The organism is Brumicola blandensis, from assembly GCF_031846165.1.
Taxonomy (GTDB): domain Bacteria; phylum Pseudomonadota; class Gammaproteobacteria; order Enterobacterales; family Alteromonadaceae; genus Glaciecola; species Glaciecola blandensis.
Genome location: NZ_JAVRIE010000003.1, coordinates 133,700 through 148,513, shown reverse-complemented (window position 1 = coordinate 148,513; position 14,814 = coordinate 133,700). Strand labels below are relative to the sequence as shown.

Sequence of the window (14,814 nt, the reverse complement as noted above, 5' to 3'; positions counted from 1 at the left end):
CTTAATTTTTACTTTCGTGATTTCAAAAAAAGTAATACTTTATCGACAAATAGCGGCAGTAAAAACTTCGCAACTAAAATTATCAACATCCCACTTGCCAACGAGATATACTCTAGCAAGATAAACACCAATACTGAAAAACCGAATAAAATTAGTCCACTAAGAAGCATTGAGTGTTCTGTATCAAGAGCCTTAATCATCAGAAAGCTAAGCACGATACCGAGAAGGCTTAGAGAAATAGGAAACGCAATTATTGCTGAAGGGTTGATGATATATGTGACAACAGAAATAGCGATAATAGTGCCACCTATCGCATAACAAATTTTTTGCACATTTGATTGGCGCGCTACCCTTAAAAAGCGACTGCGACTAGCGATTATCACTGTACTAGCAACTCCCGCAAAAATTGAAGCGAAAACCGATACCATTGCATAGTGATCTTGACTAACTGCTAAGTCTGGGCCTTGCTTTAATATAATCAGACGATCTACAGAAATCCATGCAAAGATACCCATACTGTAGATAAATTGGGCAATCACTGTTAAGCCCAGCAGCGATGATGTTTGCTGAAAATATGCTTTAAGCTCCCGAACATTTAACACTTTATAAAAGCTAAAACATTGGCACAGAGTGACAACACAAATAAAGTAAAAGAAAACACTCGTCTCTATGCTACTCATTGAGTAAGTTAGAGCGGGTATAGCAACAGACCAAAAAGCCAAGAACAAGAAGTAAATTGTTTGCTGCCTTGTATTTCCCTCATCAATGTCCGATTGATAAATGCCAACACATATATTGTAGTTTGCTGCTAAGGCACCCAAAAGCGTAAAAACAAAGATGTCTTTAAGTAAAGCTGGATGCATTACAAAAAAATAAATGTTTATCAAAAATAAAACGATCAGAGAAGAAAATAAGTAGCTTATGGGCAGCCCTATTAACTTTTTATCAACTGCACAACGGATAATGTAACCACCTATCGGGAGGGTCGGCACTACTCTGCACAATCCGAATAGTGTGACTAGCAGCAATAGGTTTCCTTTCTCCTCGAGCCCACCAAAATAGAAAAGAGCCATCATTAGCGGCAAGTATTTTCCAAACGAAAGAATGACCGGTAACTTTAAGGACGCAAAAGACTGGAAGGCAAACTTTATCATTGATTGAAGGCCATCGTTATTACGGCACTGAGTGAGTTATCACTTTGCATATAAAAGTGCCTTTTCATAGTATTCCTGTTCATTTAAGAGCTTCTTTGACGCTAACTCACTTAATAAATCGTTCGAGATTAGGCATTCAGTCGTATTTTTACTTTGATTAATAGGGTCTCGATTTATCACCGTGTAGTAATGAGATAGAAATGAAGACATCTTATTCAGCGGCACCAATTTAGTCGGCTTTAACAAAGCTTTTTGAGCAATTTCATACTGAAAATCCCAATGTGGATTCGCGTTTTCTGGAAGCACACACCAATTTATAAAGCTTTCCAATTGATCATTCACTTTGTTTTGAACGAGAAAATTCTCATATCGCTTTCTTAACTTAAGAAAGATAGCCTTTGATTCTTCTGATTCCTTGCTAGAAAAAGACTTTATTTTGTCGTTGTACGCGCTATTGAGTCTCATCAGAGGATCGCGCAGAAACATAACTACTTGAACACTGTCTTTCTTCATTTTTAACTTTAAGAAAAAGTCACAGAAATTATACTTGTTAGCACATACTGAATAATTAGCCCGCGTGATTTTGCGAACATCGACATTACTCGCAGATGCATTTCCTTCAAGGTAATTATCATAAAGAATGTTGCGTAGAAAGGTAGAACCAACCTTAGGGTTCTCTACGAATAACAATCCAGTCTTGTTATCTAAGATATGCATGTCGCAATAACGTTTAATTTTGCTTCTTATAAGCTTGTGGGATAGCAAACGTAGCATGCTGCAATAATCCTTTGAATGTTATCCGCACTTGGCAAAATCGTCACTGGATAATGAATTGAATCTGCGACAATTAAATTCTCTAAGGGTGTTTCTCCATAATATGTTACGGGCACTCCGCAAGCAATTGCTTCCAAACCTAAAGTGCTATTATAAACACACAAGCACTTTATTTTAGATGCTGCCAACTCTTGTATAGTCATTGTTGACAACGCATTTGACCGATTAGGATCTAGCGGATGAAACTTTATAAGAGCTGCATCATGCTTGGATAAAGCCTTTTCATATTCTTTGAAGTTTGTATTCTTATTTGGAGAGTATGTAATGGAGAAGTCACCTTCTGTTTGCATTGCCATGATTGTTTTGTTTGCGATCGACTCTTCAATTTGTCCAATTCTTTTCCACCCATATTTACATCGACCTGCATTAATTGCCCCTATTTCTTTATCTACTTTTTCTTGAATGCTATTGGGTAATGAGTCCAACTTGGCGAAAGATTTCAGGCCAATAGCTAGACGACTATCATTTTTGCAACAGTAATATGGGTAACCAAATTCGTAGGTAATTTTCTCTGGAACGGGTTGTTTCTTCCAAACATCATTGGAACGATAAAAGCCATCCTCAAAGGCGATAATGGAAGACATTGATAAATCTAAATCATGCAGTCTAGCCCCCCATGTAAATATTAGTCGGTTGCCCCACCAAGCTACGATTTTTTTGACCCAACGATTGCTAAAACCCATCCGACTGAACTTCGTCATCGGTATTGGAATAACTAACATCCGATAATGTCGACTAAGAGAGAGTAAAGTGAAGAATGGAAGGCCTACACCTAAGGCTACTTTTGAGTTCATCGAGCCATCCTCTGACAAATTTGGCTAATAGTATTCTCTATGTCGGAATCGAAGCGCGCGGTTCTCTCTATTAGGTTATTTGTTCTTTTCACCAAGTGTTGAAAGTGTTCATTGTCTTTCCAATCCTTCGGCCAAGCTTGAGTGGATAAATACAGCGGTTTACACCATTTAAAATGCAGGTATGTAGGTTCGTTTAAAAAGCGAGTTTGTTGCTTTCTAAGTATTTTCCCAAAGATAGATCCAATGGGACTGTCCACTCCAAGTACTTCACACATATCACCATTAATAAAGGTAGATTTAAGAGCATTAAAGTGCCGTATTTCGCTGCCAGTATATTTTTTTTGAGTCATATACTGCCCGTCAAAGGCAAGATCAATACCGTACTCAATGATAAATTGAGCGCCATTTCTCAGCATTTCAATTAAACGGGCATAACTTGGCAATGCAATCATGTCAGCATCCCACTTCGTGACGGTTTGATACTTGCACTTGCTCAAACACCAATTATAGAAGTAAGTTCTTGAAAAAACGGAGTTATCATCCTGGTAGCGATAGCCTGAACCGTTTGGTAAAGACAAAAATGGATATTCAAAGTAAACGACGTTATCAAAACGTAACGACAACTGTTGCGCTTCGTATAATGTATTGTCATCAGATGGTTGAATACATATCACAATCTCATCATAGTAGCCTTGAATCGATTCAATAGACTCTTTCAACATAAGTTCTTCATTTCTCACTCGAACCATCGCAGATAAGCCATTGGGGCGATTCAGAGACGCAGGAATATTGAATTCAGCAATTCCTTCAGTATTTGTTATTGCGCGGGTCATTGAAATAAGACTACCTTTTTTGTAAGTGACCTTGAATTGCTCACTAAAACAGATATGTTTCAGTGCTACGATAAGTTTTACCATACCTAGCACCATCCATTCTTGGCACAATATCGTCTGGCAACCATTCACTCAGTCGCTCTATATCATTAAAATCCCATGCCAAATCATTCATTTCCATCTGATTTCGCTTGGCCGGACAAATAACAGAAATGTTGTAACCGTAGTTTAGGACCACTGCCTCTTTGCAATCAAAACCGGCCAGTACCATACGATACAAAAGTAAGGCGGGTGTCCAGAGTGTGACATGACCACCTACAAACTCAGATTTGGCTGGAGGAACAGTTATTGCGACAAAGCCATTTTTACTCGACACTGCCAAAAGTTTAGTCAAAAATTCATGTGTATGGATGGTGTGTTCCAAAACATGGGAAGCCCAAACTAGGTCGTATTTATCAGAAAATTCATAGTTGACGAAGTCACCAACAATTACATCATTTTTGTCTGTGTATGCTCTCGATTTACCAAAATCAAAGCGCGTGACACTTTTGCCTTCTGAGGCAAAGATATCTGCATGAACCCCCGCCCCGCTTCCTATATCTAAAACGCTGCTAAACGCCAAATTCTTAATTGTAAAATCGAGGGCGATATCAGATAGTAGTTTTTGACCAAAAATAAACTGATTATGAGCTGGCTTATTGAGCTTTAAGCTACGCAGAAACTGCTTAAATTTCGTTTTTACTTTTGTAATTAACACTTTCAGGCTCCCCATTGTATACTCAATTTTGACCGTTCATTTCATTCAAGGTTTAAGGTTTAATGCTTGCAAAAGTCCAAATGAACTCATTTGCGTTTGCCAAGAGTATTTTTCAATCCTGTCTTTTTCAGCATGATGGTTTATTAACTCATTTTCGACTTCATTCCAGCACTCTGGACTGCTTAGTTTATTCCTCACAAAAATAGCCTCTTCATGTTCATTTGAGAGATTATCAATCCATTTATAGCTGTTACTCACAACAGGTAAACCGGCGGCCAAATATTCGTAAACCTTAGTGGCAGTCTGATATATATAGGGCCTTTGCAGCGGCATCAGGTTTAAGCCCGCTTTGGCTTTAGAAAGAAAGTATGGAATATCAGATTGGTTTTTACGACCAAGCAAATTTACATTAGGTAAAGTAGAAACAAGATTTTCTAATTTCTTGCTATAACTACCTATAATAACTAGGGATTTACCGGCTAGGCTCAAAGCTGAAAGCTCATCACGAAAAGCCAATAGGCGACTTGTTTCGCCCACATATATATAGTCGAAGCGCTTGTCAGAGGGCTCAGTAGTAAAGAAATAATGGGGAACACCCATATCTCTCAAAAAGGAGGGTACATTATCTTTAAAATTAAATTGTCTTTCTACCCATTCATTTAAAAAAACTCTATAGGTGGGTTTAGAGTGAAACAAACACTTAAATCTATCTTTCAAGAACGCTAAACACCCCACACTAGCTGAAGCGTATTCATGCACAACAATGAGTTCTTTTTTGAAACGGCTTGGAATAGCAGGGGCGCTTCCGCAAATAACCCAAATGACACCGGCATTGCTCGGCACCGTATCGATCGATGTATGGCGTGAAACTCCTATGCCACGCATTGTAAGGAATTCAGTGTAAGCGTCTAACTCTGGGAGATAAGACTTCCCAGGCTCAATGAAATGTACGCTTTCTATCGAATCACTTTTAAGCATCAACAGTCACTTTTCAGTGAAAAATCAACATCAGACATCAACATAATCACATCCACTTTAGAACATGAACGCCATTGTCTTCTAGGCGTGTAATAATATGGGCTAAAGAAGCCTTATATGCTTTTTGTTCTGAAAAATCCAAAATAGCCCAATGATCCTCAATACAAACAACACTGTTTTCGTCGATAATGTCGATCAGCTCATTCAATATCTCTAGCTCCGATCCTTCTGCATCGATTTTAATTAGCGAAGGAATATGCCAATTAACTGTTGTATCTCTAGGGTTTTTAACAATCACCTTTTGGACATCATTACCAAAGGTATTGTTTTCATGATCCAGCACTATTGAGGCTGCTCTTGATTGATGTTCTCCACCCTCTTTTATTGGAGTGCTAAGAAACGCTTCGCCTGATGATTTCCCCAACGCAATAGCATGAACATGTACATCTTTGAGTTCCGATTTTAGTGTTGCTGCAATCGTCTGGTTAGGTTCAAAACAATGAACCTCGCGAAACGGTCCAATGCTTTTTACTATTTGTTTAAGTTCGTAACCATCGTTAGTACCTATGTCGATGTACTGTTTTATATTACGTTTGGCAACCTTTTTTCCAAGGTAAGCAATCACCCACGTTAGGGGAACGAGTCTAATCGCATTTGTTAACCTAAAAGTAGCAACAGCAGTATTTTTAGATATCAGCCCTATTGCGACTATCAATAGATGCACTACCTTTTCTTTTAAACTTGTACTACTCATATAGCTCCTGCGGCGATGATTTTGTTAATCCTTATCATTCACCTACCTCTATGCTTTTTCAATGTAAACTTGGTTAGTTGTAGCACATTCCATACCAATAAAATGTAAATATCTTGCCACTATATAGACCAATAGAGCTGTAGTGATAGATGTGAGCGTCAAATATCAGGCATAAGTCTATGGACTAGAACAAACTAGAGATAATCGGGGTCACCGTTTTGACGAACAGAAAACAGACAGGCTATTTTAAAAACCATTCTGGTAGACAGTTTCGTGAAGCTTTTAGCTCTCATATGATGAATCTGTGCACGTGCACACCGATTTAGAATTTTTAAATATAAAAGGAATTACCCATGAAAAACCTTCAATTAATACTTGCAAGTATTGCTCTAGCTTCTGCTTTCAGTTTTAACCCAGCAGTTGCTTCATTCGGACCCGGTGATACTTCATCTCTTAGCGCTCGAACAATGATTGCTACAAGTGAGAGTATGGAATACAAAATTAACATTAATACAGCTGATGCGAGTGAGTTAACGGCCCTGCCTGGCGTTGGGCAGAAAAAAGCTGAAGAAATTGTGAAATACCGAGAGTTGAATGGCGAATTTAAAAGCGTTGATGAGTTGGTCAATGTGAAAGGTATTGGAGTGAAGATGGTCGCTAAGATCAGCGAGATGGTTAAGGTTTAGGATTTATTCTCAATAAAAAACCCCGGCAGTTTTTACTATCGGGGTTTAGTCAAACAGTTATAGTCGAGCTATAGGGACTTTAAATACTCTGTGAATTCTTCACCCAGCTCAGGATGACGCATCGCATATTCAACATTCGCTTTCATATAACCAAGTTTGCTACCACAGTCATGGCTTTTACCTTTCATATAATAGGCATCAACTTGCTCATGCTCCATTAGCGCATCGATAGCATCTGTCAATTGGATTTCGCCGCCCGCCCCCGGTGGTGTTTTTCTTAGTAGATCCCAGGTTTTTTCAGACAATACGTAACGCCCAACCACAGCTAGATCAGAGGGTGCATCTTCCAAGTCTGGCTTTTCAACCATCTTATGCATCTTACCTGACTCACCCTGCGCTAGTTCCTTGCCTTCAAGATCGACAATACCAAATTTGGATACATCTTCCTGAGCAACTTGTTCAACCATGACTTGGCTAACACGGCTTGTATTAAACTTAGCAACCATATCCGCTAAGTTGTCCTTTTTCGGGTTACTTGCCACGTCGTCAATAATGACATCTGGTAAGACTACAGCGAAAGGCGCATCTCCAATTAACGGATACGCACACATTACCGCGTGCCCTAAGCCACTCGCAACACCTTGTCGCACATGCATGATAGTTACGTCTTTTGGACATATAGCCTGAACAGCTTCAAGCAACTGGCGTTTTACACGTTTTTCAAGCGTCGCTTCTAATTCAAATGATGTATCAAAGTGATTCTCTATACTGTTTTTACTCGCATGAGTTACCAATACAATTTGCTTTATACCAGCCTGCACACATTCATTTACTACATACTGAATAAGTGGCTTATCAACGACAGGTAGCATTTCCTTTGGAATTGCCTTTGTTGCTGGAAGCATTCTGGTACCGAGACCTGCTACTGGGATAACTGCTTTCTTTACTTGACTCATTTGCTTTAAATTCCTTTACTTACTTAGTGCGCTTTAACTGATAGCGCTCTGCCGATGGCATAGTAATGCAATCCGTATTCCGACATTAGCGATGGCTCAAATAAATTTCTTCCATCGAATACTACAGGGTCTTTTATACTTGATTTGATCAACTCAAAATCTGGCGCTCTGAAAGCTTGCCACTCAGTACAAATGACTAAGCAGTCTGCATTATTTAAGGTAGCTTCCTTGGTCCCCATTAGTGATAAGTCACTACGGTTGCCATAGATACGCTGAGTTTCTTCCATAGCCTCAGGGTCAAAGGCTTGCACCTTTGCTCCTTGCTCCCAAAGCTTCTCCATCAATACTCGTGAAGAAGCCTCTCGCATATCATCCGTATTTGGTTTGAATGAAAGGCCCCACAAAGCGATTGTGTTTCCCTTGAGATCACCTTTATAAAAGTCCATAAGATAATCAAATAGCTTCTCTTTTTGACGGTAGTTAACTGCTTCAACTGATTCGAGTATCTTTGCTTTGTAACCAACACCGTTTGCACTGCGAACGAGCGCTTGCACATCTTTGGGGAAACACGAGCCGCCATAGCCGCAACCAGGGTAAATAAACTGATAGCCTATACGAGGGTCACTACCGATGCCTTTACGCACATTCTCGATGTCTGCCCCCATGAGTTCCGCTAAGTTGGACATCTCGTTCATAAAGCTAATTTTGGTTGCTAGCATGCAGTTTGCCGCGTACTTTGTTAGTTCAGCACTGCGCACATCCATGACTATAATTTTGTCATGATTGCGATTAAATGGGCTGTATAGCTCGCGAAGCTTCTTCTCTGCAAACTCACTTTCGGTACCTAGGATAATTCGATCTGGACGCATACAGTCGTTGACTGCAGCACCTTCTTTTAGGAATTCTGGATTTGAGACCACATCAAAAGTGAGGTCTTTATTTAGCTCTTTTAAGGTTTCAGATACAGTTGCAATAACCTTGTCAGCAGTGCCAACAGGCACGGTAGACTTATTGATGATGATTTTATGCTTCTGCATGTGCGTTGCTATCGTTTTGGCGACTGCTTGCACATATTTGAGGTCTGCTGAGCCATCTTCGTCTGGCGGTGTGCCGACAGCAATAAATACGACTTCGCCGTGAGTGACACCCTTTTCAGCATCTGTCGTGAATTTTACACGACCTTGCTCGAAATTAGATGTAACTAATGGTGTCAGTCCCGGTTCGTAGATTGGGATGATTCCCTTTTCTAAATTATCTACTTTGTTTTGGTCAACATCGACGCAAACAACGTCATGGCCAACTTCCGCTAGCACTGCTGCTTGGACTAGGCCGACATAGCCGATGCCGAAGACTGTTACTTTCATTACTTTTCCTTGTTTTTCTAAAATTGAACGGAAGAGAGCTTCTCTTCGTTCATTTACCGAAATATTTTTTTAGCCCACTCATCATTTCGTGCTTGGTAAGGTTATCACCTGTGCGGGAAGCTTTTCTACTTTTTCATCTTCATTTCGAGCAGCCCAAACTAAATCACATATGCCATCAGTAGGATTAAAACCAGTAGGTGCGTTTAAAAGTATGCTGCGAACTTTTTCATGATCGAAATCGTGACAGGCTTTGTCTAGCTTATCGAGCAATGGTTCTAAATCTTCCCATGAAAGCATCGCTTCATTAGCTGTCATTATTCTTTCATGGTATGTCTCTTGTACGTTCTCGCCAATCAATAATTCTTCATACAATTTCTCACCAGGTCTAAGACCTGTGCATTGAATTTCAATATCACCGTTAGGGTTCTGATCATCTTTTATTTCTAAACCAGATAAACGAACTAATTTCTCAGCAAGATCTTTGATCTTGACTGATTCACCCATGTCCAATACGAAAACATCACCACCTTTACCCATCGCGCCCGCCTGAATAACGAGTTGAGCGGCTTCAGGAATAGTCATAAAGAAACGGGTGATATCTTCATGTGTTAGCGTAATTGGTCCGCCTTCTTGAATTTGCTTTCTAAATAAGGGAACGACAGACCCCGAAGACCCGAGCACGTTACCAAACCGGACCATACAGAATCGTGTCGACTTATTAAATTTAGCTTCAGATAATGCTTGGAGAACAAGTTCAGCCATGCGTTTAGAAGCTCCCATAACATTAGTAGGTCTTACCGCTTTGTCAGTAGAGACCAGAACAAATGTTTCAACGCCAGCGTTAATCGCCGCCTTTGCTGTGTAATATGTACCATAAACATTGTTTCTAATGCCTTCGACAACGTTATGTTCAACTAGAGGTACATGTTTATATGCTGCCGCATGATATATCGTATTTATCTCAAATGCCTTCATGACATTTTCGACTCGATTGATTCGTTGTACAGAGCCCATCAATGGCAATAGTTTAGTTTTTAGACCGTTTATTTTAATGTATTCACCAAGCTCTTTTTCTATCTGATATAGCGCAAATTCGCTTAGCTCGAACAGGACTAATTTAGCTGGTTTAAATTTTAATATTTGTCTACAAAGCTCTGACCCTATGGAACCACCAGCACCGGAAACCATTACATTTTTTGTAGTAATGTTTTGCGACATTAGCTGCGGCAATGGTGTGACGGGTTCCCGACCTAGTAAGTCTTCAATTTCGACATCAATGAGCTCAGATGCATTGAAGTTCCCTTCAATTACATCGGCTATTCCTGGAATTGTTTGTACTTTTATCTGGTACTTCTCTAGTGAATTGATGATTCGATTTCTTTCAGAGCGGGACGCACTGGGCAAGGCAAGTAGCACCTTGATAGCTTTACCAGCATCAATTAGGGCTTTTAGCTCAACTAATGAAATTACAGGGATCCCTTGTATTACAGACCCGTACTTTGTCGCGTCGTCATCAATAAATGCCGACACATAATATTCAGGGCCGATTGCGATTCCAGTAGCCAATTGTCGACCGGCGGAACCGGCCCCGTAGATTACTACTGGTCGTTTATTTGTGCCCGTGAATTGACTTACCAGAGCTCTAACTAATAGTCTTGCACCGCCCACTGTTAGCAATATCAATGCACAGTAGATCAGTGGCATTGTTCTTGGGACTGTTGTTGTAGAGAAGAATGCGATAAGCACTAAAGCCGCTGTGGATAGCATCGTTCCAGCAACGACAGCCCATACAGCTTGTGAGCTCATGTAACGAAGTACCGCTCTGTATAAGCCAAGTTTAATGAATATTAAAAGGCTTATAGGTAACAATCCTGATAGAATTAGCCAATAGTTTGCAATTGAAAATGCCGATAGATTATCAAGCCTGATTACTAAAGCCGACCAGAACGAAATTACAATAAAAATAGAGTCCACTACCAACGTAATAAACCGCTTTGATTTTCTCGAGGAATTAAAAATTTTGTTTATGCTGTTTTTCATTTAACGCCTTAAAGACAATATATTTCAAATATAGCTCATGAATTTCCAAACTACTTTACCGCGTCCCCAGCTCCACCTCCAGTGATTGTCTTCAAGATGTAATAAAAATATGACCTTATTGTGAGGTTAGCAATCATTTCGGAATCAGTTGTCGCCAGTTTCTTCGGGTTAGACATATCAATATGATTAATCTGTGCCAAGCCAGTAATACCAGGTCTCACATTAAAAACATTTTTCACATCTCTTTCGTTTATTAACTCTTTTTGGCTTTCTAAGTTTGGCCTCGGCCCAACTAGGCTCATTTCACCAGTCAACACATTAAAAAGTTGAGGTAATTCATCCAGCTTAGTTTTTCGTAAAAACTTCCCAATTCCGGTTATCGAGGAGGAAGCGACCAAATGGCTTGCCTTAGATTCAGTATTTAGCTTCATTGTTCTAAACTTATAAAGAGTAAATACCCTCTTATTTCTGCCTAACCGTTTCTGAGAAAATATTGCAGGCCCATCAAATGCCATGATCAAAATAGAAATAATAGCCATTACGGGAAGTAAGAATACTAATCCTAAAAAGGAAAATATCAAATCCAAAGTTCTAATCATTACTTTGTTGCTCCTTAAAATATATTTCAAATAGCTGCTGCGGAGTATACTTCGGACTCCAATTTAATAATTTTCGAATTTTACTGTCATCAATCTCTAAATCATACAACAACGACGGAATCATATTTCGCTTTCCAATTAACAACAAACCCAATTTCAATAGGCTTTTCGGAACCTTTAAAAAGACGCTTTTACTATTCTTAGCCGCTGCGATATAGCGCACTAACTTCCTCGTTGAGAGCGAACTCCCGTCAGTGGCGAAGTAAACTGGATATGAGTCAAGGCGTGTGATTTTTGCATCAACAAGATATGCTAATAAATCCAATAGATTATCCATACCAATATAACTTCGTTTATTTTCAACGGCATCCAAAGGTATGGGCAGATTCAGCGTAGTTAACCTTTCCAAAAGCCTTAAATTCGCGGGCGGATTTGAGCCATAAACGAGAGGTAACCTCAAAATAATAGGTTCCGTTCGACCTTCTTCGTATAAGTTTAATATTTCCATTTCAGCCTGCAATTTGGATTTTGCAAACTCACTTTTTGGGATTGGTTGAGTTTTTTCATCAACTATGAACCTAGAATGAGATAGTACAGACAGAGCGGAACTTAAAAAAACAAACTTTTTCACCTCTAGCTTTTGCGCCATACCAAATAGTCGCTTTGTCGCTAGGACATTAGTCTCGTAAAATTCAGCCGTGCCGGCCTCGTCTTTAATTTTGTTGTGTAGTAATGCTGCACAATGAACAACAAGGTCAGCATTTCCCAGTAGAATGGCAACTTCATCATTTTTAGTCTTATCCGTTAAATCGATAGCGTATATATTTGGGTGGCTACTAGGACTTTTAGCTATTCCATGAACAATATGTCCAAGTTTTTCCATATACGCAAAAACACAAGAACCAATGTACCCACTTGCGCCTGTAATTAGAATTCTCATCTACTTCGCTTCATACATTTTTATTGAAAAAAGAAACGCTACTTTCTAACTTAGAAAAGAACTGACTCTCTTGTAATTCCAACTCATCGAAGTAACTTTTTTGCGGATAAGTGAACTCTGAGGATTTTAACTCTTTAACGATAGCATCCATTTGCTCATTAAAAGTGGTCTGCTTTTGTTGGGATGATTCAACACACCATCCAATATTGAGTTCTTTAACTTTCTCAGACAAGAATGTCTTTTTTGACACGATGATTGGTTTCTGCGATAACAAGCTCTCGTATAACTTGTTTGGCAGGGCTAACCGCACGTTTAACTGACTAGCATCATAATTCGCTAAAACGACATCGATACTAGAGTAAATTTGGACAATTTCATTTTCATAATCATACGGTCCGTGCACAAATACATTGTTATTTATCATATTTTTAAAATGCGGGTATTTATTAACCAATCCCTCAAATTTATTAATTGGACCTCCATAGATATGAAGCTCAATATTTGAACTATCGCCTAAAGAATACAAATACTCCAAGACCATATGAAGTTGCTCTAAATATCTTATCGCCCCTACATACCCTAATTTTATCTTACATTTACTTTCACTCACGCCTTTATTAAATGCTAACTTGAAAGACTCAACTAGCTCACGGTTAGGAATATTCTCAATAAAAGACACATTATTGAAGGTTCTAAAAAATTCGATAAATCCTTGCGAAGTCAACACAATTGAATCACTTACAGATCTAACGAACAAACTAAATATCCAGCCCACGGCTACGTTTAACATATTATTGCTATATCGCAGTGGTAAGTCTGGAATTTCTGATATTATATAGGAATTTTTTTTAAATCTACGTAGAACCCAAAATTTATCAATAAATACCTTCGCTCCACTTACATATAAAATTGAGAAATCCAAATCCGTTCCTAATCCTTTATATTCTCTCAACTCAGCGTTTTTTGCCCAGTCTGAGGTTGCGAGCCATTCACCCTTTTGCGTGTCTGAATACACTACCACAGAATAACCGCGCAGAATAAAGCTCGATACTCTTTTTCTCAACCTCGGATCCAGAGAATGATCTACAAGAAAACAAACCCGCTTAGATTTCATTACTCACCTTTTTCTTTTTTTTATGGAGCTTCTCTATAGCTAAGTCAACCAAGCCTTTAAAATTACCTAAAACAAAGCAACTATGACATGCTGGAAAAAGAAAACTATAACTGAACGCGATAAATACAGATCTTGACTCAAAGTATAAAAAAACACTTGACACAAAAAAGTAAAGGCAAACGAATAATAAAACATATGAGGGGATTAGAATGGCTGCGATTAGCGAAAGTCCAAAAGCAGTGATAGGCAACAAATGCTGAAGTCTAACATTGTTTAAATACTTCGTTGTCAGCTTCCCTTGAGTATATGCGCGTTTCAGAATTGTTCGAACTGTATCTTGCTTAAGAATATATTCAATTCTTAGTTCAGTGCTCTGTAGTAATTTCTTTTTTGTATATGACCTTAACCGTTTAAGCAAATCAATATCCTGCTTTCTTGCAATTAATTCATTGAATCCTCCAATAGCTCTCAAGTCATCAGTAAAAAAGAAACCAAGATAGAGTGTATCAACATTACGCGCTTCAGATTGAAAAAGCTTCGAAGCCTTAAAACGACTTGGTCCCATAAAGAATGGAGAGACAAAAGCATGACTGATTGCATTAGCAGTTTTTTTATTGACTCTTCTTGGCGTCACATCAATTATAGGTCCCACAGCACAAATATTCGCACTATCAGAGTTTAGTTGCTTCAACCCTAGCGAAAAGAAATTAGAAGATACTTTGCAATGTGAGTCGATTCGACAAAAAACTTTGAATCTAGCTTCATTTATTCCTTTGTTCAAATTGATACTAGCAGTACCATTTAAAGACTCAATAAATTTAATGTTAAGAGTTTTAGACCACCTATCTACCACTTCAAATGGGCCGTCATCTGAGCCGCCATCACATACTAGAATTTCGTAATCTAAGTTGTCGATATCAGATACGCTGATTGATTTTAATAAAGAGTCTAGGTTTTTAGCATCATTTTTTATCGGTATACACACCGATATTTGATTTATCATATTTTAAT

Annotated in this window: 15 protein-coding genes; 1 reads left to right on the top strand and 14 read right to left on the bottom strand. The window is 38.8% G+C overall.

Annotation, left to right across the window (positions count from 1 at the left end; all coding sequences use genetic code 11):
- Positions 1-8: 8 nt before the first annotated feature.
- From RM544_RS09150 to RM544_RS09120, 7 genes are all read right to left on the bottom strand, one after another.
- Entirely contained in the window at positions 9-887 is an 879-nt protein-coding gene (locus tag RM544_RS09150; RefSeq protein ID WP_311361486.1) for a hypothetical protein, read from the bottom strand.
- A 306-nt stretch (positions 888-1,193) separates the two neighbouring features.
- Positions 1,194-1,871: a sulfotransferase family 2 domain-containing protein gene (locus RM544_RS09145; protein WP_311361485.1), complete on the bottom strand. Its 678-nt coding sequence runs from the start codon at positions 1,869-1,871 to the stop codon at positions 1,194-1,196.
- Positions 1,872-1,897: 26 nt separating this feature from the next.
- A complete protein-coding gene (locus tag RM544_RS09140) occupies positions 1,898-2,782 on the bottom strand; it encodes a hypothetical protein (protein WP_311361484.1) in 885 nt (294 codons plus the stop codon).
- Positions 2,779-3,699 carry a hypothetical protein gene (locus RM544_RS09135; protein WP_311361483.1) on the bottom strand — a complete coding sequence of 307 codons (921 nt, stop codon included), beginning with the start codon at positions 3,697-3,699 and terminating at the stop codon, positions 2,779-2,781. Before RM544_RS09135 ends, RM544_RS09140 begins: the two co-directional genes overlap by 4 nt.
- A complete protein-coding gene (locus RM544_RS09130; RefSeq protein ID WP_311361482.1) occupies positions 3,659-4,372 on the bottom strand; it encodes a class I SAM-dependent methyltransferase in 714 nt (237 codons plus the stop codon). The genes RM544_RS09135 and RM544_RS09130 overlap by 41 nt, the downstream gene beginning before the upstream one ends.
- Before the next feature lie 45 nt (positions 4,373-4,417).
- Positions 4,418-5,350 (bottom strand): glycosyltransferase family protein, encoded by a 933-nt coding sequence (locus RM544_RS09125; RefSeq protein ID WP_311361481.1) that lies wholly within the window; start codon positions 5,348-5,350, stop codon positions 4,418-4,420.
- Positions 5,351-5,396: 46 nt separating this feature from the next.
- On the bottom strand, positions 5,397-6,104 hold the full coding sequence (locus RM544_RS09120) for an FkbM family methyltransferase (RefSeq protein ID WP_311361480.1): 708 nt from the start codon (positions 6,102-6,104) through the stop codon (positions 5,397-5,399).
- 353 nt (positions 6,105-6,457) lie between these two features.
- Here RM544_RS09120 and RM544_RS09115 point away from each other — a divergent pair, with 353 nt between their 5' ends.
- Positions 6,458-6,790, top strand: a complete 333-nt coding sequence (locus RM544_RS09115; RefSeq protein WP_311361479.1) for a ComEA family DNA-binding protein — start codon at positions 6,458-6,460, stop codon at positions 6,788-6,790.
- Positions 6,791-6,858: 68 nt separating this feature from the next.
- Here the strand turns inward: RM544_RS09115 and galU are convergent, their stop codons facing one another.
- From galU to RM544_RS09080, 7 genes are all read right to left on the bottom strand, one after another.
- Entirely contained in the window at positions 6,859-7,746 is an 888-nt protein-coding gene (galU, locus tag RM544_RS09110; protein ID WP_311361478.1) for a UTP--glucose-1-phosphate uridylyltransferase GalU, read from the bottom strand.
- 23 nt (positions 7,747-7,769) lie between these two features.
- Complete coding sequence (locus RM544_RS09105) at positions 7,770-9,110, bottom strand: UDP-glucose dehydrogenase family protein (RefSeq protein WP_311361477.1); 1,341 nt, start codon at positions 9,108-9,110, stop codon at positions 7,770-7,772.
- Positions 9,111-9,191: 81 nt separating this feature from the next.
- Positions 9,192-11,150, bottom strand: coding sequence for a polysaccharide biosynthesis protein (locus RM544_RS09100; protein ID WP_311361476.1), 1,959 nt, complete (start codon positions 11,148-11,150; stop codon positions 9,192-9,194).
- Between the two features lie 50 nt (positions 11,151-11,200).
- On the bottom strand, positions 11,201-11,749 hold the full coding sequence (locus tag RM544_RS09095) for a sugar transferase (protein WP_311361475.1): 549 nt from the start codon (positions 11,747-11,749) through the stop codon (positions 11,201-11,203).
- Positions 11,742-12,689 (bottom strand): NAD-dependent epimerase/dehydratase family protein, encoded by a 948-nt coding sequence (locus RM544_RS09090; protein WP_311361474.1) that lies wholly within the window; start codon positions 12,687-12,689, stop codon positions 11,742-11,744. The genes RM544_RS09095 and RM544_RS09090 overlap by 8 nt, the downstream gene beginning before the upstream one ends.
- Before the next feature lie 10 nt (positions 12,690-12,699).
- Positions 12,700-13,803 carry a glycosyltransferase gene (locus RM544_RS09085; RefSeq protein ID WP_311361473.1) on the bottom strand — a complete coding sequence of 368 codons (1,104 nt, stop codon included), beginning with the start codon at positions 13,801-13,803 and terminating at the stop codon, positions 12,700-12,702.
- A complete protein-coding gene (locus RM544_RS09080; RefSeq protein WP_311361472.1) occupies positions 13,793-14,806 on the bottom strand; it encodes a glycosyltransferase in 1,014 nt (337 codons plus the stop codon). Before RM544_RS09080 ends, RM544_RS09085 begins: the two co-directional genes overlap by 11 nt.
- Positions 14,807-14,814: the final 8 nt, after the last annotated feature.